Below are 19,340 nucleotides of genomic sequence, written 5' to 3'. Positions count from 1 at the left end.
TGACTTCCTAACTGCGCGCCCCGCTCCTGTGGCTAACTTCGCATCGCACGGCGGGCGCTGTCCGTACGCTGGGCTGCGTTGCCGATCCATACTTCGGCCCCCAGGATAGTAGCGCCTGCAGGCCCGGCAAGGACGGGGTTGAACTCCACCAACGCAATCCCAGGGTGGTCGTCCTTGAGTTTGGCAAGCCTGGCAGCGATGTCTTCAAGGGCTGCTGCGTCCACGGCCGGAAGACCTTGGTATCCGAAGAGCTTCCGGGAGGCCCGCGGCGAACGAATGACGTCGTGGAGGTCTGCGGCCGAGAGTGGTGGCACCCTGTGGGCCCAGTCATCCAGGAGGTTCACGGCGTCGCCGGCCAAGCCGAAGGACACCACCGGGCCCAGGAGCGGGTCCTCCATGGCACGGAAAGTACAGGCCTGGCCCACCGGAGCCATCGCCTGCACTTCCAGGGCCGGAGATCCGTAAGGCTCCAGTACCCGGCGCATCTGTGCGATGTTCTGCCGCAGGGATTCGGCGTCCTGGATGTCCAGCCGCACGCCGCCGAGGTCGAGCCTGTGCCGAAGGGCCGGGTCCGTCGTCTTCAGCACTACCGGCCAGCCCGCAGTCTCAGCGGCACTGATGGCTTCCTCGTCCGTGCCAAAACCAAAGCTGGGCAGCACCGCGATACCGTAGCCGGCCAGCAGGGCCGCAGCTGCGCCGGCGTCGAGCTTTCTGATCTTTTCGCCCGTGACGCCGGCCAGCATGGCCGCCAGGGTGTCCCTGGTGCCGTCGAGGTCGCAGCCTTCAGGTTCCACGAAAAGTCCCTGGTCGCGGTCCCGCCACTGGGCGTACTTGACAATGGCAGCCAATGCCGAGACTGCTGCTCCGGCGTTGGAGTAGCAGGGCAGCGGCGGCTTGGCCGCAGCACCCACCATCCCCTCCACCTGGACCGCGGGATCCAGGATTCCGGTGAAGGCGGCAATAACGGGCTTTCCCGCTTCCGCGGCGCACTCCGCGAGGACACCGGCCAAGGACTCCACGGTCAGGCCGCGGGCCGGGAGAAGAGCGGCCACTACGGCGTGGACGGACTCGTCCGCGAGGCTCTCCAGGAGGCTGGTCCGGAGCGCCGGAAGCGCAAGGGACATACCGGCGTCGAGGTCCACATCGGTCACCAGGCGGTTGACATCCAGGCCCAGCGGTACGGCGCTGTCCGCCACCACTTTCGCCAAGGCGACGGAGTTGGAGTACACCGCAACTCCCGGGCCTTGGGGCAGTGCCTGGGAGGAAGCAATCTGGGCAATGTCCATGAGTTGTTCGATGGTGTCAACGCGGATGACGCCGGCCTGGCGCATCATGGCATCCAACGCCGCGGACGGGGCTTGCGTGGTCCTGACCTCATGGCCCGGCGGCAGGCTGAGTCCGGTGACGTCGGACTTGGCGACAATCACGGGCTTGCTGCGGGACAGGCGGCGGGCGAGGCGCGAAAACTTGCGCGGGTTGCCGATGGACTCAAGGTACAAGCCCACGGCGGAGGTATCGGCGTCGTCCTCCCAATACTGCATGAGGTCGTTGCCGGAGACGTCAGCCCGGTTGCCGGCCGAGAGGAAGGATGACAAACCCAGGCGTCGGCGGCTGGCAGCCGCATAGACCGCCACGCCGACGGCGGCCGATTGGCTGAACAGGCCCAGGCTTCCGCGAGGTGGCATGGTGGGCGCCATCGATGCATTCAGGGACACCGCGGGGTGGGTGTTCAGGATACCGAGCGACTCGGGACCGATCACGCGCATCCCGTTTGCACGCGCCCGCCGCACCAACTCGTGCTGGCGCGCCAAGCCCCGCTCACCGTCGTCGGCGAATCCCGCCGTGGCCACCACGATCCCCTTGACGCCGGCCCCAGCGCACTCATCCACCACTTTGGGCACTTCCTCATAGGGAACCGCCACTATGGCCAACTGGACCGGGTCAGGTATCTCGGAGAGTTTCGAGAACGACATCATGCCCGCGAGTTCAAAAGCTTCAGGATTGACGGCGTAAACCGGTCCTTTGAACCCTCCTTCGATGATGTGCTCAAGGAGTTGGTAGCCAACGGTCCCCCACTTGCGGCTGGCACCGATGACGGCCACGGACGACGGCGACAACAGGTCGCGCACGCTGCGCGCCTCGGCACGGTGCTCACGCGACTCCATCACGGCCCGTGATTTTTCCGTGGGGTCGATGTTGAACTCGACGCTTACGACGCCGTCGTCGAATTGGCGCTTGAGGTCGTAGCCGGCGTCGGCGAAGACCATCAGCATCTTGCGGTTATCAGGCAGGACTTCGGCGGTGAACCGCCGGATGCCGTTCTCGCGGGCCGCCACGGCCAGGTGCTCCAGCAGGATGGAGCCAATGCCGCGGCCCTGGTGGGCATCGGAGATGTTGAAGGCCACTTCCGCTTCGCTCGGATCATCGAGCCGGTCATAGCGGCCGATGCCCATGATCTCGCCACCGATGGTGATGACAAAGGCCACGCGGTTGATGTGGTCCACTTCCGTGAAACGCCGGACTTCCTTGCCGGAGAGCCGAGGCTTGAAGGAGAAGAACCGCATGTAGATAGAGGCCTGGGACTGGCCCGCATGGAAGGCCTGCAGGGCGTCGGCGTCTTCGGGACGTATGGGGCGAAGGTGGGCGGTTCCGCCGTCGCGCAGGACGACATCGGCCTCCCAATATTCCGGATAAATGCCGACGCCGGGCTGATCCACCATAGGCTTAGCCTAGCTAATACATCCGCAGTACGACTTTCGAGGATCCACCACCCCCATGGCCCGCAGCCAAACTTCCGCACGCAAAGCAGAGCCGCTCGGCGATTTCACCGAGAACATCGTTGATATCGACGTCACGTCCGAGATGGAAGGCTCCTTCCTGGAGTACGCCTATTCGGTGATCTATTCACGTGCCCTCCCGGACGCGCGCGATGGGTTGAAGCCTGTCCAACGGCGCATTCTTTACATGATGTCGGACATGGGCCTGCGCCCCGACCGCGGGCACGTCAAGAGCGCCCGCGTTGTGGGCGAGGTGATGGGCAAGCTCCACCCGCACGGTGACGCCGCCATCTATGACGCCATGGTCCGCATGGCCCAGGACTTCTCGCTCCGCCTGCCACTGATCGACGGTCACGGCAACTTCGGCTCGCTCGACGACGGCCCGGCAGCTCCCCGCTACACCGAGGCCCGCCTGGCGGCCGCTGCGCTGACCATGACCGACCACCTCGACGAAGACGTGGTGGATTTCGTCCCCAACTACGACAACCAGCTGACCCAGCCGGACGTCCTTCCGGCCGCGTTCCCCAACCTGCTGGTCAACGGAACTACCGGCATCGCTGTGGGCATGGCAACGAACATGGCCCCGCACAACCTGGTGGAAGTCATCGCCGCCGCCCGCCACCTGATCGCCAACCCGGATGCCACCCTGGATGAGATCATGCGGTTCATTCCGGGGCCGGACCTTCCCACCGGTGGCCGCATCGTGGGACTTGATGGAATCCGGGACGCCTATGCCACGGGCCGCGGCTCCTTCAAGACGCGCGCCAAGGTGGAGGTGGAACAGTTATCTGCCCGCCGCACGGGCCTGGTGGTCACCGAACTCCCCTACATGGTGGGCCCCGAAAAGGTCATCGAGAAGATCAAGGATGCCGTCAACGCCAAGAAGCTGACCGGCATCAGCGACGTCGTGGACCTCACCGACCGCAACCACGGCCTGCGCCTGGTCATCGAGCTCAAGAACGGTTTCAACCCGAACGCCGTGCTGCAGCAGCTGTACCGGTACTCGCCCATGGAAGACTCCTTCGGGATCAACAACGTCACGCTGGTGGACGGCCAACCTCAAACCCTGGGCCTCCTGGAGCTGCTTCGGGTCTACGTGGATCACCGCCTCAACGTGGTGCGCAGGCGGACATCGTTCCGCCTGGGCAAGAAGAAGGACCGTCTCCACCTGGTGGAGGGCCTGCTGATCGCGATCGTGGACATCGACGAGGTCATCCAGATCATCCGTTCCTCCGATGAGGCCTCAGCTGCGCGTGAGCGGCTGATGTCCATCTACGACCTCACCGAAATCCAGGCCAATTACATCCTGGAACTGCGGCTGCGGCAGCTGACCAAGTACTCCCGCCTTGAACTGGAGAAGGAACAGGACGAACTTCGCCGCGAAATCGAGGCACTGGAAGCCATCCTGGCTTCCGACGAACTGCTCCGCGATCTTGTCTCGGGCGAACTCGGCCTCATCGCGGAGAAGTACGGCACGCCCCGGCGCACGGTTCTGCTGGAATCCGAGGCCGTCTCACCCACCGTCGCCGCCGCCTTGGCGGCACCCGGGCCCAAGGGGAAAGCCGCCGCGCTGCCCCTGGAAATTCCGGACGACCCCTGCTGGGCTTTGCTGAGCACATCGGGGCAGATCGCCAGGACGTCCAACCAGGAGCCTTTGTCCGAGGCCGGTCCACGCACCAAGCACGATGTTTTCCGGTCCGTGGTCAAAACCACGGCCCGCGGGGAAATTGGCGCCGTCACTTCGCAGGGAAGGATGCTGCGCCTGCAGGTCATGGACATGCCGGTCCTGCCGCCAGTCTCGGGGCTCCCCAACCTTGCTGGCGGCGTCCCTGCCAAGGACTTCATCACCCTGCTCAAGGGCGAGTCCCTGGTGGCGTTCGTACCCCTGGACCAGGTTCTGGCCATCGGTACCCAACAGGGCGTCGTGAAGCGGGTACAGCCGGACTACCCGCTCAACCGCGAGGACTGGGAAATCATCGCCCTCAAGGACAAGGACTCGGTTCTTGCCGTGGAGCCGGCGCAGGAGGACGACGTCGATCTCGTCTTCGTGACCAGGCAAGCCCAGCTGCTTCGGTTCAGTGCCTCCAACGTCCGTCCGCAGGGACGGACAGCAGGCGGCATGGCGGGTATCAAGCTTGCTGCCGGCGACGAGGTGATCCACTTCGGTGCCGTGCGCGCCAGTGACCCTGCCGCCGTCGTCGTAACCATTGCCGGGACCAACGGCGCGCTGCCGGGCACGGCCCCCGGAACAGCAAAGGTGACCGCTTTCGAGGAGTATCCGGCCAAGGGCCGCGCAACGGGTGGCGTGCGGGTCCACCGGTTCCTCAAGGGCGAAGACACCCTCCTGCTGGCATGGGCCGGGCATGGGCCTGCCAAGGCCGCCTCAGCGGCCGGGGTTGCAAGGGCGCTGCCCCACGAGCATGGACGGCGGGATGGTTCCGGCGTTCCGTTGTCGCAGCCTGTTGAAGCCATTGGACCGAGCATGACCTGGGCGGACGCCGCAGAGTAGGCGTAGTGGAGGCACAGCAAAGGCCGGAGCTCCCAGACCTCCGGCCTTTGCCCTGCAACGGCCACCACGCCGCTGCCCGGGCTAGCCGTTCTGGTTGATGCTCAGAATGTTTCCCTCGCTGTCGAGGAACCACGCCGCAGCGCTGCCGTCGGGCATCGTAGCCACGCCGTCTTCGGTTTTCAGGCCTGGGAAGTCATAGTCCTCAAACGTGACTCCCTTGCCGCGCAGCTCCTCCACCGTGGCCCTGACATCACTGACTGTCCAGCCCATCTGGGTGTTCTTCGCCGTCCCCGCGTTCGGCGTCTGATACACGAAGAATCCGGTCCCATCGCCGCACCTGTATTGGAGGTTGTCGTCGTCGTCCGGATTTTCGGGTTCGAGTCCGAGCTTTTCGCTGTAATACGCGCGGGCCCGGGCTATGTCCTGTGCCGGCAGAACGGCACCAACCTGCTGATCCTTGAGCATTGTTTTCTCTTTCCGGCTCTCCCCCCGGAACGAACTTTACTCTTGGCTGGTACGGGAAGTAATCGCAAAATGCCGCATATTTCAGGGCCCTGCGCTGGCACGGGACGCGATGAGTTTAGACTGGCGGCATGCCGATCATCCCTGATGAAAAAGACTGGACCTGGGTCCTTTCCGAGCCGTGCCCTGAATGTGGTTTCGACCCCGCCACGGTGACTCCCGCAACTGTGCCGGGCACCGTCCTGAACATGCTCCCCCGGTGGCGGGCAGTCCTGCGGCGGGAAGGGGCAACAGTACGCCCGAACGACCACACCTGGTCTCCGCTGGAATATGCGTGCCATGTCCGGGACGTCTTCAGCCTCTTCGAGCAGCGCCTGACCCTGATGCTCACGCAGGACGATGCCCGGTTCGCCAACTGGGACCAGGACCAGGCCGCGATCGACGGCGAGTACGAATCCGCAGATCCCCGTGCCGTGGCGGACGAATTGGAGACGGAGGGTACCGTCATCGCGGAGTCCTTTGCCCGCGTTGTGGAGGATGACTGGCAGCGCAAGGGAACCCGCAGCAACGGTTCCTCCTTTACCGTGCTGACGTTTTCCCAGTACTTCCTCCATGACGTCGTCCATCACCTCCACGATGTGGACGGATAGTTAAGGGAGCATCTTCTCCCACGTCATGCTTCGGTTTACCGGGGTATATCCCATGCCCAGGTAGAGTTGCAGCGCTCCTGTGGGGTTGGCTGAATCCACGTCCAGCGACGCCACGTCCATCCCGGCGAAGGCGTACCGGCGCATCGCGTCAGCGAGCAGGGCCTGGGCGATTCCCCTGCCGCGGTAGGCACGCCGAACGCCCAGGAGCTCGGTGTAGCCTTCCTTGAAGCCGCGCTCGGCCGCAGACTGGGGATCGTGGCTGGTCAGTTGATAACCGGCGACTCCGCCCGTGGCGCCATCGATCACCACTGCGCTGAGATCGTGCCGCCCCGTTGGTTCTTCCAGGGTGAAGCGCCAGGACTCCTCGTCGCGGGGTTCGCTCCCCCAATGGTCCCGGAAGGCATCGTTGTGGGCCAGGCGCACGGGTTGAAAGAGCGAGGCGTCCAGTGTCCTGAGCTCAAGTCCCGCGGGCAAGGGAGCATCAGGGAGTTGGCCCGCCAAAGGCCTGTGCATTTCGTTGAACCAGCGCACGGCACCGTAGCCGTGGCCCATCAGGAGTTTCACCTGGTGCTCGTGCTGCTCCTCGGTCTGGATCCGCAGCCGGGGCGGGTTTGCCGGATGGCCTGCGGCCGCGTCAGCTTCGAAGCGTCGGCGGGTTTGCTCTTCCTGCCACAGAAGAATCGCGGAGCCGATCCCTCGTTGTTGCCACTGCGGATCGACGCATGCCTTGCCCGTGGCTTTGTCGCCGCCGGGGTTTTTGGCGATGCGTCCGTAGGCACGCGCCACCCCTACGGGGTCAAAACCCATCAGAGTGTGGGTCTGTGGCGGATTCTTGGTGGACTCCAGAATGTGGACGAGGTCGCCGCGCTTCTCGTACCAGACAGGATGTTCGACGGCGGCCGTCCGGGCGATCAATCCGGACCAGGCATCCAGGTCCGCCATGGTGGCCGGCCGCCATTGGAGTCCGGTGGTCAGGGGGTCGGGCATGGCGTGGCTTGCGGCTTCGAAAGTCATGCCATCAGGTTACTGAGCAGTAGGCCGTGCCACCAGCTCCGCCGCGCCCCGCCGCGAGTCCACCGGAGTCCCGCTGGCGGACAGTTCAAGCCGCGCATCGGCAGGGTCGATGTCCTCCGGATTGTGGGTCACCAGAACCACCGTGACGTCCTTCAGGCCCTTGCGCAGGACAGCCATCATTTCCCGCGCCGACCCGGCGTCCAGGTGGGCCGTTGGCTCATCCAGCAACAGGACGGAGGCGCCCGTCAGCAGGGTCCTGGCCATCGCAAGCCGCTGCCGCTCGCCACCGCTCAAGAAGGAACCGCCGGGACCAATGCGACCATCAAGGCCACCGGGCAGCCCAAGTACCACGTCATCAAGCCCGACGGCGGCCAGCGCCTTGTACATCTCGTCCTCGCCGGGCTTCTGGCCGGCCGGACGGCTCAGTAGGAGGTTTCCCCGCACCGTGGAGTCGAAGAGGTGCGCTTCCTGCGGGCACCACGCCGCTGTACCCGTCAGTTTGGCCGTTCCCTCCGTGAGCGGCAGGAAACCCAGGAGCACGGAGAGGAGCGTGGACTTTCCGGCACCGGAAGGTCCAGTGACAGCGAGCCAGCGGCCCGGCTCCGCCACGGCGTTCACGCCTGAGATGACGTTGTGCCCACCCGGCCAGGCTGCTGCCGCACCTATCAGCTCCAGCCCTTGTTTTCCGGGCCGTTCAGGCAAAGGCGACGGCCCGGCGTCGTGGTTTTCCTTGCGGTCCGAACCGTCCGCCTCGTCCAGGGCACCGGAGGCTGCCACTTTCCCGAGGACGTCGGCGAGCGCCGGCGCCTGGCGTACGGCGGAGACGATGCCGGCAAAAGGTTCCACCAAGGCGAGCTGCATGAGGACTATGACGGCCACGAGTTCGGGGGCGGCCGAGCCGTCCAGCACGGAGGGGGCGCTGAGGGCGCCGGCCCAGAGCGCGGCCAGCGAGCAGCCCAGGACGATGACCGCCTGGCCCAGGCCTTCAGCCCATGCCGAGCGCTTGGCCGAGACGGTGGCTGCCCGGTCCTTGGCCCCCAGCGAAGCGATCACGGGTTCGCTGAGGTTGTTGGCGTTGAGCTCGGCACGGGCGTCCAGTACTGCGGCCACATCCCGCAACACGGCTGAGCGCAGATGCTGGCCTGCTTTCACAGCGTTGCGGTCGGCCAGGAGAGCCAGCAGCGGGGCCACCATCAGTCCCAGCACGGAGGCGAACAGAACGGCAGGCACCGCGGCGGGCAACACGATGCCCGTGGCAAGGATGGCCGCTGCCCCCACGGCCACGGCAGTTGCCGGCGGCAGGGCCACCCGTGGCAGGAGGTCACGCAGGGTGTCGACGTCGTCCACTATCGATCCCAGCACATTGCCGCCCTGGAGGAGTCGTCGGAGGGACAGTGCCCGCCGGCTCAGCGTCGCCCAGAGGGCCCCGCGAAGGCGGGTCATGGCGGCAAATACGGCGTCATGGGTGAGGAGCCGTTCGCAGTACCGGAGCACGGCCCGTCCGATGCCAAAGAACCTGACCCCCACGATTGCGCCCAGGAGGTAGAGGATAGGTGGCTGCTGGCTGGCCCTGATAATGAGCCATCCCGACAGGCCGGACAACGCGACCGCGAACAGCGCCGCCAATACGGCCACGATGATGGCAGCGGGGAACTTCCAGCGGACAGGTTTCAGGATTGTTGCCAGGCGCCGAAGGCTGCCGCTGGGGAGGCGCTCCTTCCCAGCGGTCCGGCTGGCGCCGTCCGCAGCCGGTATCCTGCCCGTTGTCGGTCCGGAAGCGCGCACTGTGTCCGCGCCTGCTGCCTTGCCTGTTGTATCAGCTGCTTCGTGTGTATCAGATGCTTCGTCTGGCCCGATGCGGACAAGATGGTCTGCGAGCGCACGGGTCCCGGCGTCGTGGGCCACCAGAATGACGGTGGTCGAGCCGCGAAGTGTCTCGATGGCCTTACGCACGGCATCGGCCGAGGCGTCGTCCAGATGTGCGGTGGGCTCATCGAGCAGCAGGAGCGTGGCTCCCGCCTCCACACGCGCCAGGCCGCGGGCAACGGCGACCCTCCGCAGCTCTCCCGGGCTCAGTTCCGCCGGGTGCTTGGCAGCCAGGTGGCTTGCCGAAGCATTGCGCAGGACACGCTCTACGGCTTGGTCCACATCAAGGCGGTGTCCGTTGAGGTAGAGCTCGATCTCTTGCCGGACGCTTTCCGATGCCATGACCGGGTGCTGCGGTACCCAGGCGACGGTACCGGGCCCGGCCCCAGTGATGCTGCCGGTGACGGTGGCCCCCGGTCCTTGTCCAATGAGTCCGGCGATGACCCCCAGGACTGTGCTTTTGCCCGTGCCGCTGTGGCCGTCGAGGGCTGTAATGCTCCCCCGCGGGGCGGTAAAGCTGAGGGGCCCGACGGCGGCAGCGGACCTTCCGCTGTACGTCACCGACAACCCGGCCACCACCACGTCCCCGTCATCGTCCCGCGTGCCTTCGGGCAGTTTGTGCTGGACGGGGGCGAGTACCTCGTTGGTGGTTTCCAAGGCTGCCCTGCCGTCGTCGCTGGCGTGGTGGGCGGTACCGAGTTCCCGCAGCGGCAGGTAGCAGTCGGGGGCCAGGATCAGGGCAAGGAGGCCGGCTTCCAGGGCCATGTCCCCTGCCACCAACCGCACTCCGATGAAGACGGCTACCACGGCAACGGAGATGGTGGCAATGAGCTCCAGGGCCAGGGCTGACAAGAACGCGGTGCGGAGGGTGCCCATGGTCCGGTTCCGGTATTGCTCGGAGATCTCCTCCAGGGCGGCCCGCTGCTCGCTGGCGCGGCCAAGTCCCACCAGGACGGGCAGCCCCTTGGCAAGTTCAAGGATGTGGCCGGAGAGTTTCCTCAGGGTGGTTTGCGCGTCCCTGACACTGTCTTCGGTGTGCCGGCCGATCAGCACCATGAACAACGGCACCAACGGCACCGTCAGCACGATCACTACCGCACTGACCCAGTCGGCGAAGAGGATCCGTGCTCCGATCAGGAGCGGCACAGTGGCGCAATTGACCAACGCGGGCAGGTACTGCGTGTAATAGTCGTCCAGCGCATCCAGTCCACGCGTGGCCAGGATCGCCAGGCCGCCGTCGTTCATTCCCTCAACCGGCACCGGGCCGGCGTCGTCCAGGGAACGCTTCATCAGCTGCGCCCGCAGTTCCTCCTTCACGCCCAGTGCAGCGTGCCGCGCGGCAATGCCTTGGCCCCAGACCGCCAGGGACCTCAGCACCGCTCCCACGGCACCCCAGAGCAGTCCACTGTTCCAGTCTGCCGAGCCCGTTGCGAGACCTGCGAGCATTCCCGCAACGGCCTGCGCCATGAGGACCAGGGACAGGGCCTTGAGTGCGGACATCAGCCCTATGGCGTAGAGCGCCGAGCGCGTGGCCTGTCCGGAAGGAAACACCGGTTTCATGGAGCGGCTAGCTTCCCGGCTGCGCGGGCTTGGTGGACGGGGCACCGTCCTTGGGAACCAGTACCTTTGCCGCGATGGCCGGCAGGAACCCGTGTGCTTCGGGAATGTGCGCTGCACTGACACGCCGCCGGAAGACCCAGTACGTCCAGGACTGGTAGGCGATCACCAACGGCAGGCCCACGGCAGCGACAACGCTCATCAGGCCCAGCGTGTAGTCCGAGGACGAGGCATTGGAGATGGTCAGGTTGAAGGCCGGGTCAAGGGTGGAGGGAATGACTACCGGGAACGCCGCTCCGAAGATTGAAGCCGTGGCGCAGAGGATGAAGGCGCCCAAAGCCCCGAACGCCCGCCCTTCGGACCCCGCGCGGGCAAGTGTCCAGGCGAGGACCACTGCCACCACGGCGGCGGCTACCAAGGCCCATGTCCATGGTTTGCCGCTGAGTAATTGGACTGCCACCATCCAGCCGAACATGGGAAGGACGGCTACCGGCACCAAACGGACAAACCATGCGCGGGCCCGGTGCCGCACATCGCCGTCGGTCTTCAATGCAAGGAATGCAAGCGCGTGCACCAAGGCGAAGGCCACCACACCGAAGCCACCCAGGAGCGCATAGCCACTGAACCAGGACATCGGACCGCCTTGGCGGTCTCCGTTGGCATTCAAGGGCAATCCGGTGGTGGTGAGCGCCAGCGCCGCACCGATGCCGAAGGCAGCAACAAAGGACCCGATCGCGATCGCCCAGTCCCAGCGGTTGCGCCAGCGCACGGAATCCACCTTGCCCCGGTATTCAAAGGCAACAGCCCGGAAGATCAAGGCAGCCAGGACCGCCAGCAGTGGCAAGTACAACGCCGAGAACAGGGAGGCGTACCAGAGTGGGAAGGCTGCGAACGTGGCTCCTGCAGCGGTCAGCAACCACACTTCGTTGCCGTCCCAGACCGGGCCGATGGTATTGAGCAGGACGCGCCGGTCCGTGTTGTTGCGCGCGAAGACCTTCATGAGCATTCCGACGCCGAGGTCGAAGCCTTCAAGGAAGAGGTAGCCGGTCCACAGGACGGCGATGGCTATGAACCAGATGGTTGGCAACAGTTCCATTGTCAGTTTCCCCTGCTCCTAGTAGGCGAACGCCAGGACGTCGTCGCCGGACTTGTCCCCAGTGTCGTTGTCTTTGTCATGACGATCCCCGTGTTTGTCGTCCTGGTCTGCAACGTGTGCCAGTTCCGGCATTGCCGAGGCCACGCCGCCTCGGACGTACTTGACCAGAAGCTTCACTTCGACGACCAGCAGCACTGCGTAGATGGTGGTGAGCACTACCAGCGAAGTCATGATCTCGCCTGCGCTGACTCCGGGCGATACTGCTGCCGCGGTGAACATGAACACCTGGTCAATGCCATTCATGTCCGGGTTGGGCGCCACCACGAACGGCTGGCGTCCCATCTCGGTGAAGATCCAGCCCGCGGCGTTGGCGCCGAAGGGCGCCAGGATTCCGAAAACTGCAAGACGCATGAGCCACTTTGATTCCGGAACAACACCTTTACGGGTTACCCAGAGGGCCAGCAGCGCGGCGAGGGCTGCGATGCCGCCGAATCCGATCATCATCCGGAAGCCCCAGTAGGTCACTTCCATGACCGGAACGTACTGGATCTCCTGGCCGGCGCGCTCGCCGTACAGCGGGTTGTCCGGAAGGTGCGTGCCGTACTTTTCCTTGTACTCCCCCAGCAGACTGTTAACGCCCTTGACCTCGGTGGTGAAGTCACCCTTGGCCAGGAAGGAAAGGATGCCGGGCACCTCGATGACGGCCACGATGTCGTCACAGTTCGAAGCACCGAGGTTGCCCACGCTGAGGACGGAGAAGCCGGTGCCGTCGTGGCAGGCTGCTTCGGCGGCAGCCATTTTCATGGGTTGCTGTTCGAACATGAGCTTGCCTTGGAGGTCGCCTGTGATGGCCGTTCCAGCGAAGGAGATCATGGCCACGACGGCGCCGATCCTCAAGGACTTCATCCAAACCGTGTAGTCCGCCTTGTCACGTCCGGGGATGTCCCGCACCTCGCCCGGAACGATCCGGCCATCGTTGCCCACAGTGTCGATGCCGTCATGCCGGCGACGCCACAGGTGGTACCAAGCGATGCCCAGGAGGAAGGCGCCGGCTACGGCCAGTGCACCGAACAGCGTGTGAGGCACCGCAACCAGCGCCGTGTTGTTGGTGAAGACCGCCCACGCGTCGGTCATGACGGGACGTCCGTCAACCATTTCGACGCCCACGGGGTGCTGCATCCATGAGTTGGCCACAATGATGAAGTAGGCAGAGAAGACTGAGCCGATCACCGCGATCCACAGGCAGGCCAGGTGCACGCCCTTCTTCAGTTGCTTCCAGCCAAAGATCCACAACCCCAGGAACGTGGACTCCACGAAGAACGCCAAGAGCGCCTCGAGGGCAAGGGGTGCGCCGAACACGTCGCCGACGAAGCGGCTGTACTCGCTCCACGCCATGCCGAACTGGAACTCCTGGACGATGCCCGTGGCGACGCCCATGATGAAGTTGATCAGGAAGAGCTTTCCCCAGAACTTGGTCATCCGCAGGTATTCGGGCTTGCCCGTGCGGTACCACATGGTCTGGATGATGGCCACGACCAAACCGAGGCCGATGGTGAGGGGCACCATCATGAAGTGGTAGACGGTAGTGATACCGAATTGCCAGCGTGCGATTTCCAAGGCGTCCATGGCTGTCCTTTGTGCGGTGGACCGAAGTACGATGACGTTACTTCTACGTAGCGTAGAAAACTTCTCTTCTACACAGTGTAGAACAAATGCCGGGCAACGAAACCCATTCTTCAAGTGGCATCGGCCACGCGCAAGGGGCCTACGCAGAGCGCGACGCGCCGATTGTTCTACCTCACGTAGAATCAAGACCGGAAAAGCGGTAGATTTGTCGTGGAATGTTGGATCATCGCTCCGGCTGGCAGTCACCCTGCAGCCGGAAGCGGAAGGTAGGGAAGTAACGATGGCAAGTCTTGGGGAACTGGAACGGGCAGTCATGGATCTGCTCTGGGCAGGCCAGGAAGCTGCAACTGCCAATACACTGCGTGACCTCCTGGCGCAGGATTCGGAGGCCGGCGACGGCACCGCGGGCCATCAAGGCAAAGACCTGGCAGTTACCACTGTCCTGACAGTGCTCTCGCGCTTGGAGAAGAAGGGCCTGGTGGAGCGCGAACGCGGAACCCGCCCGCACCGCTACCAGGCAGTTTCCAGCCGCGCGGACCACACTGCCGAGTTGATGCACGAGGTCCTGGGTTCGGCTCCGGACCGCGAGGCCGTTCTTGCCCGCTTCATTGGCTCCGTCACCGAAAGTGAAGCCGCTACCCTGCGCAAACTGCTCGGCTACAATTAGCCACTATGTTCTGGACCTCATACCTGCTTGCGGTCCTGGCATTGATTCTGGCGTGGCCGGTTCCCATCCTGCTGTCGCGGGCGCAATGGCCGGCACGCTCCCCCTTCACGGCCATGGTGCTGTGGCAGGCCATAGCCCTCGCCGGTGGACTATCCATGATTGGGGCCATGCTGGTCTATGGCCTGGAACCCATCGGCGAGAACCTCCTTGCCGGGCTCAGAAGCCTGGCCGGAATGGTGTTCAACAACGAACCGACCACCGCACTGGGGTTTTGGCACCTCTTTGCGCTCTCTGCCGCCGCCCTGCTCACGGCACATCTGGTCTTTACACTGCTGCTGACGTACTACAAGATCGAACGCCAGCGTCGAAGGCACCGGGAACTGCTGGCCCTGCTGGCGTCGCCGTCTGACGACGGTCCCGGGACTGTGGTGATCAACCATGAGTCTCCGGTCGCCTACTGCCTGCCCGGCGGCGCCCGTTCGGTCACCGTCCTCTCCGACGGACTTATGGCTGCCCTCGATCCGGCTGAGCTCCGCGCCGTGCTCATCCACGAAAATGCACATCTTTCGCAGCGCCACGATCTCCTGCTCTGGGCTTTCGCTGCCTGGCGACAAGCCCTGCCCTGGTTTCCGACGACCCGCCTGGCCCAAACCGCGGTCAACTCGCTGATCGAGATGCTGGCCGACGACGTCGCCCTCCGTACAGAGAGCAAAGGGACGCTCATCAAAGCCATTGCGATCGTCTCCAGCGGAAGTTCGCAACCGGCCGTCAGCGCCGCAGCCCTGAAGGGTAGCGGCGCCGTCGTCGAAGGCAACGGAGTCAGCGCCACCGGCGGTGCCGATTCACCGCGGACGACGGCGTCACGCGTCAGCCGCCTGCTCTCACCGCAGCCACCACTCACCACGGGCCTGAGGGTGCTGGTCCTTGCTGCCTCGGCTCTGCTGCTGGCCGTTCCCACGGCCCTGTTGATCGTGCCTGGGCTGCTGGGCTAAGCCGCGCTATTCATGCAAGGTGGCCTCGTAGACCCGGGACGCGAAGCCCTCCAGGGCTGCTGCGCATCGGGCCAGGTGGTCCGCCGACTCCCCTGCCTGCCGAAGGTGGAGCACGTCGCGTGATTTCAGCTCGCGGAACCAGCGCCTGAGCCGCTCCAGGCTCTGCTCTTCTTCCTCGAGTTCGGCAAAAGTGAACTTTTCCTGGGCGATCTCCTTGGCAATCTCAGCCTCGAACTTCAGGCAATCTGCCATGAACTCCGCCCACTCCTCCTGCCGGGCCGCCTCGTAGGCCGCCCTGAAAGTCTCTTCACCCTGGTAGCGAGGCGAGGCATCCACCACAGTCCAGCTTCCGCCTCCCTTGGCCACGAGTTCTCCGGCGCGGACCAATCCCTCATCGAACGCCGGATGCGCGGGAAGCAGCCACGTACCTGGCGTCAACGGCACAGCACCGATCCGCCGCAACTCCCGCCAGACAGCCACGCGGTGCCTTGACGGTTGCGAAGGGACCTGGACCAGGATCAGCAACCAACGTTCATCAATCACACTAGAGAATGTAGCAGCTGTTACATTGGTGGTGTGATTCCTTCAGAAGCAGGCACCCCTCAGCGCACTATGCCCTATCACCGATGGCCCCTCTATGCCGCTGGTTTCACTACCGCTTTCGGGGCCCATGCCGTAGCTGCCGGGCTGGGCGCCGAAAGCGCGGATATTGGGCTGAGCCTTCTCGGCCTGGGCATCCTGCTTGCCCTGTACGACATCGCCGAGGTCTTCCTCAAGCCGGTCTTCGGCGCCTTGAGCGACCGTATCGGGCCCAAACCGGTAATCGTGGGTGGATTGCTGGCCTTCGCGGCGGCCTCCTTGATCGGTCTCTGGGCGGACCAAGCCGCCATGCTCGCGGCGGCCAGGCTTGGGCAAGGCATGGCGGCGTCGGCCTTTTCCCCGGCGTCCTCGGCCAGCGTTGCCCGGCTCGCCGGCACAAGGACCGGCCATTACTTCGGACGATACGGCTCCTGGAAAGGCCTGGGCTACGCCATAGGGCCGCTGCTGGGCGCCCTCGCCATCCTGGCCGGTGGCTTCGCGCTCCTGTTCTTCGTCCTGGCGGGCCTGGCTCTCGTGATAGCCGTATGGACCGTGATTTCCATGCCGCGCCTGGATCCATTGCCCAGAACCCGCTACACCATAGTGGACGTGTGGAGGCAAAGCACCGAGAAGTCATTCCTGGGGCCAACGGTGGTGCTGGCCGCTGCCACAGGCGCTCTGGGGGCTGCCGTGGGCTTCCTTCCCGCGCTTGCCGCCAGGGAAGGACTCGGCACGACGGGGAGCGTGGCCGTGGTGACGGTGCTCGCCCTCGCCTCCTCCGTAATCCAGCCCCGTATCGGCGCGCTGCGTGATCGCGGGCTTGTAGCGGACAGGGCCGGGATGGTTGCCGGATTGTCCGCCATAGCCCTGGGGGTCGTCGTCGCCGCCGTCCTGCCGGGAGCGTTGTGGATCTATGGTGCGGCAGTCCTCATCGGACTGGGAATAGGAGTGGCCACACCGCTCGCGTTCGCCCACCTCGCAGATTCCACGCCAAAGGAGAGGCTCGGACGGACCATGGGCTCTGCCGAGCTTGGACGCGAACTCGGCGACGCCGGAGGTCCCCTGTTGGTGGGCGGCGTCGCCGTCGCCACAGGGTTGCCTTGGGGGCTCGGTGCGCTGGCGCTGCTGGTGGGAGCCGCAGCCTTCGCCGCACCTGCAGCTGCCGCGACCCGCGATCCGTCCGCCAGCGATCCGTCCGCCAGCGCCGGTGACGGCAGCTCAGCGGCTATGCGTCGATGCGCTCCCGGTCCAGGGTGGCTGCGCCGGCGATGATGAATTCCTTGCGCGGCGCCACGTCTGAGCCCATGAGGAGGTCGAACACTTCTTCTGCGCGCTGGGCACTGTCGATGCCCACCTTCCTCAACGTCCTGTGCCGGGGATCCATGGTGGTTTCAGCCAGTTGCTGGGCGTCCATCTCGCCCAGGCCCTTGTAACGCTGGATCGGCTCTTTATACCGCTTGCCTTCTTTGACCAGTTTGGCAAGAAGGACGTGGAGTTCGGCCTCCGAGTAGGTGTAGATCATCTCGTTGGCCTTCTGGCCCGGATTGATTACTTCCACGCGGTGCAGCGGCGGGACTGCGGCGAAGACTCTGCCGGCCTCGACCATGGGCCGCATGTAGCGGAAGAAGAGGGTCAGCAGGAGCGTGCGGATGTGGGCGCCGTCGACGTCGGCATCGGTCATGAGGATGACTTTGCCGTACCGCGCCGCGTCAAGGTCAAAGCTGCGCCCGGATCCTGCGCCCACCACCTGGATCAGCGCGGCACATTCAGCGTTGGACAGCATGTCGCCGACTGACGCTTTCTGGACGTTCAGGATCTTTCCACGGATGGGAAGCAGGGCCTGGAAATCCGAGGACCGCGCAAGTTTGGCTGTTCCGAGCGCCGAGTCGCCTTCCACGATGAACAGTTCCGATCTGGCCACATCATCGGTCCGGCAATCAGCCAACTTGGTGGGCATGGACGAAGTCTCCAGCGCGTTCTTCCGCCGCTGGGTTTCCTTGTGCACACGGGCCGAGATGCGGGACTTCATCTCGCTGACCATCTTCTCCAGCAGGAGTGCCGACTGGGCTTTGTCATTGCGGTTGGCCGAATTCAGCCGGGCAGTGATTTCCTTTTCGACCACCTTGGCCACAATGGCCCGAACCGCTGACGTGCCCAGGATCTCCTTGGTCTGCCCCTCGAACTGCGGCTCAGCAAGGCGGACCGTCAGCACTGCCGTCAAGCCGGCCAGGATGTCGTCCTTCTCGATCTTGTCACTGCCCGCTTTGAGCTTGCGGGCATTCGTTTCCACGGCTTTGCGGAACGTCTTCAGGAGTGCGGCCTCAAAGCCCGACTGGTGCGTTCCGCCCTTGGGAGTTGCGATGATGTTGACGAAGCTTCGCATGGTGGTTTCATAGCCGATGCCCCACCGCAGTGCGATGTCCACCTCGCAATCACGTTCCACTTCGGCAATCTTGCTGTGCCCGTTCTCGTCCAGCACAGGAACGGTTTCCTTGAACTTTCCGGATCCGTGCAGCCGCCAAACATCCGTCACGCCGGAGTCGGCTGCCAGGAATTCCACGAACTCGCTGATGCCGCCATCGTGGTGGAACACTTCTTCGTGGACACCGTTCTCGCCCGGCGTGCCGGCAAGCTTGCGCTCATCACGGACGGTGATTCTCAGGCCCGGCACAAGGAACGACGTCTGGCGCGCGCGGGCCACGAGATCGTCGTACGAGAATTTGGCGTCCGGCGTGAAAATCTGCCGGTCCGCCCAATAGCGGACACGGGTTCCCGTAACTCCCCGCTTTGCCTTGCCCACAACGTCAAGCACGGAATTCTCAATGAACGGCTCGAACGGGGAATTGGGCCCGGGCTTGGAGCCGGCATCCACGAACCTTCCGGGCTCGCCCCGGCGGAACGACATCTGGTAGGTTTTGCTGCCACGGTCCACCTGGACATCGAGGCGGCTGGACAGGGCGTTGACTACAGAGGCACCCACACCGTGCAGGCCGCCGGAGGCCGTGTAGGAACCGCCACCGAACTTGCCGCCCGCGTGGAGCTTGGTGAAGACAACCTCGACGCCGGACAGTCCTGTCTTGGGCTCGACGTCAACGGGAATGCCCCGGCCGTCATCGTGGATTTCCACTGAATTGTCCGCATGCAGGATGACTTTGATGTCGTGGCCGAAGCCGGCCAGGGCCTCGTCCACCGCGTTGTCGATGATTTCCCACAGGCAATGCATGAGGCCACGGGAGTCGGTGGAACCGATGTACATGCCCGGGCGCTTGCGGACCGCTTCCAGGCCCTCAAGGACAGACAAATGCCGGGCGTTGTATTCAGAACTCGGTGCCACGTGGGGGTGTGCTCCTTCGGGGGTATATCTCAAGGTGTTTCCCAGCCGTATTTCGCTGGTAATTCAAGGCAAACACTGCCCATACTAGGCTAGCCGCGACGACCCCCGCGTACGGGTTGCCACTCCCTGCACCCGCGGATCTGCATCCTTACGTTATGCACATGTGATACGCGGACAGCGAAAGTGACCCATCCTTGCCATGGATCTGCCT

General features: G+C 64.6%; 13 protein-coding genes. 5 read left to right on the top strand and 8 right to left on the bottom strand.

Going from position 1 to position 19,340, the window contains the following annotated elements; translation table 11 throughout:
- Window positions 1-32 precede the first annotated feature (32 nt).
- Window positions 33-2,720: a GNAT family N-acetyltransferase gene (locus AB0N72_RS00615; protein ID WP_363931357.1), complete on the bottom strand. Its 2,688-nt coding sequence runs from the start codon at window positions 2,718-2,720 to the stop codon at window positions 33-35.
- Window positions 2,721-2,775: 55 nt separating this feature from the next.
- On the opposite strand from AB0N72_RS00615, the gene AB0N72_RS00610 reads away from it, so the two are divergent.
- On the top strand, window positions 2,776-5,286 hold the full coding sequence (locus AB0N72_RS00610; protein ID WP_363931356.1) for a DNA topoisomerase IV subunit A: 2,511 nt from the start codon (window positions 2,776-2,778) through the stop codon (window positions 5,284-5,286).
- 81 nt (window positions 5,287-5,367) lie between these two features.
- On the opposite strand, the gene AB0N72_RS00605 is transcribed toward AB0N72_RS00610, so the two are convergent.
- The gene (locus AB0N72_RS00605; protein WP_363931355.1) at window positions 5,368-5,751 is read right to left on the bottom strand and encodes a VOC family protein; all 384 of its coding nucleotides are present in this window, start codon (window positions 5,749-5,751) and stop codon (window positions 5,368-5,370) included.
- A 128-nt stretch (window positions 5,752-5,879) separates the two neighbouring features.
- On the opposite strand from AB0N72_RS00605, the gene AB0N72_RS00600 reads away from it, so the two are divergent.
- Window positions 5,880-6,398 carry a DinB family protein gene (locus tag AB0N72_RS00600; protein WP_363931354.1) on the top strand — a complete coding sequence of 173 codons (519 nt, stop codon included), beginning with the start codon at window positions 5,880-5,882 and terminating at the stop codon, window positions 6,396-6,398.
- Here the strand turns inward: AB0N72_RS00600 and AB0N72_RS00595 are convergent, their stop codons facing one another.
- The 4 genes from AB0N72_RS00595 to AB0N72_RS00580 are packed head-to-tail and all read right to left on the bottom strand — an operon-like array spanning window position 6,399 to window position 13,557.
- Entirely contained in the window at window positions 6,399-7,412 is a 1,014-nt protein-coding gene (locus AB0N72_RS00595; protein WP_363931353.1) for a GNAT family N-acetyltransferase, read from the bottom strand. It lies immediately after the preceding gene.
- 9 nt (window positions 7,413-7,421) lie between these two features.
- A complete protein-coding gene (cydD, locus tag AB0N72_RS00590) occupies window positions 7,422-10,838 on the bottom strand; it encodes a thiol reductant ABC exporter subunit CydD (RefSeq protein WP_363931352.1) in 3,417 nt (1,138 codons plus the stop codon).
- A gap of 7 nt (window positions 10,839-10,845) precedes the next feature.
- Complete coding sequence (gene cydB / locus AB0N72_RS00585) at window positions 10,846-11,931, bottom strand: cytochrome d ubiquinol oxidase subunit II (protein ID WP_363931351.1); 1,086 nt, start codon at window positions 11,929-11,931, stop codon at window positions 10,846-10,848.
- An 18-nt stretch (window positions 11,932-11,949) separates the two neighbouring features.
- Window positions 11,950-13,557 (bottom strand): cytochrome ubiquinol oxidase subunit I, encoded by a 1,608-nt coding sequence (locus AB0N72_RS00580; protein ID WP_363931350.1) that lies wholly within the window; start codon window positions 13,555-13,557, stop codon window positions 11,950-11,952.
- 280 nt (window positions 13,558-13,837) lie between these two features.
- Here AB0N72_RS00580 and AB0N72_RS00575 point away from each other — a divergent pair, with 280 nt between their 5' ends.
- Both AB0N72_RS00575 and AB0N72_RS00570 read left to right on the top strand, forming a co-directional pair.
- Entirely contained in the window at window positions 13,838-14,224 is a 387-nt protein-coding gene (locus AB0N72_RS00575; RefSeq protein WP_011774471.1) for a BlaI/MecI/CopY family transcriptional regulator, read from the top strand.
- A 5-nt stretch (window positions 14,225-14,229) separates the two neighbouring features.
- On the top strand, window positions 14,230-15,216 hold the full coding sequence (locus AB0N72_RS00570) for a M56 family metallopeptidase (protein ID WP_363931349.1): 987 nt from the start codon (window positions 14,230-14,232) through the stop codon (window positions 15,214-15,216).
- Between the two features lie 6 nt (window positions 15,217-15,222).
- On the opposite strand, the gene AB0N72_RS00565 is transcribed toward AB0N72_RS00570, so the two are convergent.
- Window positions 15,223-15,759: a Chromate resistance protein ChrB gene (locus AB0N72_RS00565; RefSeq protein WP_363931348.1), complete on the bottom strand. Its 537-nt coding sequence runs from the start codon at window positions 15,757-15,759 to the stop codon at window positions 15,223-15,225.
- A gap of 69 nt (window positions 15,760-15,828) precedes the next feature.
- On the opposite strand from AB0N72_RS00565, the gene AB0N72_RS00560 reads away from it, so the two are divergent.
- Window positions 15,829-17,067 carry an MFS transporter gene (locus AB0N72_RS00560; protein WP_363931652.1) on the top strand — a complete coding sequence of 413 codons (1,239 nt, stop codon included), beginning with the start codon at window positions 15,829-15,831 and terminating at the stop codon, window positions 17,065-17,067.
- Here AB0N72_RS00560 and AB0N72_RS00555 read toward each other — a convergent pair.
- Window positions 17,021-19,129 carry a DNA topoisomerase IV subunit B gene (locus tag AB0N72_RS00555; RefSeq protein ID WP_363931347.1) on the bottom strand — a complete coding sequence of 703 codons (2,109 nt, stop codon included), beginning with the start codon at window positions 19,127-19,129 and terminating at the stop codon, window positions 17,021-17,023. The genes AB0N72_RS00560 and AB0N72_RS00555 overlap by 47 nt on opposite strands.
- Window positions 19,130-19,340: the final 211 nt, after the last annotated feature.

This window comes from Paenarthrobacter sp. NPDC089307, assembly GCF_040685055.1.
In the GTDB taxonomy this organism is placed as follows: Bacteria; Actinomycetota; Actinomycetes; order Actinomycetales; family Micrococcaceae; genus Arthrobacter.
This window is presented reverse-complemented; position numbering and strand designations above follow the sequence as displayed.

What these genes read in the sequence shown, in the direction of transcription:
- AB0N72_RS00595 (WP_363931353.1), bottom strand. Translation starts at nt 7,412, where the DNA reads ATGACTTTCGAAGCCGCAAGCCACGCCATGCCCGACCCCCTGACCACC.
- cydD (WP_363931352.1), bottom strand. Translation starts at nt 10,838, where the DNA reads ATGAAACCGGTGTTTCCTTCCGGACAGGCCACGCGCTCGGCGCTCTAC.
- AB0N72_RS00600 (WP_363931354.1), top strand. Translation starts at nt 5,880, where the DNA reads ATGCCGATCATCCCTGATGAAAAAGACTGGACCTGGGTCCTTTCCGAG.
- AB0N72_RS00615 (WP_363931357.1), bottom strand. Translation starts at nt 2,720, where the DNA reads ATGGTGGATCAGCCCGGCGTCGGCATTTATCCGGAATATTGGGAGGCC.
- AB0N72_RS00605 (WP_363931355.1), bottom strand. Translation starts at nt 5,751, where the DNA reads ATGCTCAAGGATCAGCAGGTTGGTGCCGTTCTGCCGGCACAGGACATA.
- AB0N72_RS00580 (WP_363931350.1), bottom strand. Translation starts at nt 13,557, where the DNA reads ATGGACGCCTTGGAAATCGCACGCTGGCAATTCGGTATCACTACCGTC.
- AB0N72_RS00610 (WP_363931356.1), top strand. Translation starts at nt 2,776, where the DNA reads ATGGCCCGCAGCCAAACTTCCGCACGCAAAGCAGAGCCGCTCGGCGAT.
- cydB (WP_363931351.1), bottom strand. Translation starts at nt 11,931, where the DNA reads ATGGAACTGTTGCCAACCATCTGGTTCATAGCCATCGCCGTCCTGTGG.
- AB0N72_RS00575 (WP_011774471.1), top strand. Translation starts at nt 13,838, where the DNA reads ATGGCAAGTCTTGGGGAACTGGAACGGGCAGTCATGGATCTGCTCTGG.
- AB0N72_RS00560 (WP_363931652.1), top strand. Translation starts at nt 15,829, where the DNA reads ATGCCCTATCACCGATGGCCCCTCTATGCCGCTGGTTTCACTACCGCT.
- AB0N72_RS00570 (WP_363931349.1), top strand. Translation starts at nt 14,230, where the DNA reads ATGTTCTGGACCTCATACCTGCTTGCGGTCCTGGCATTGATTCTGGCG.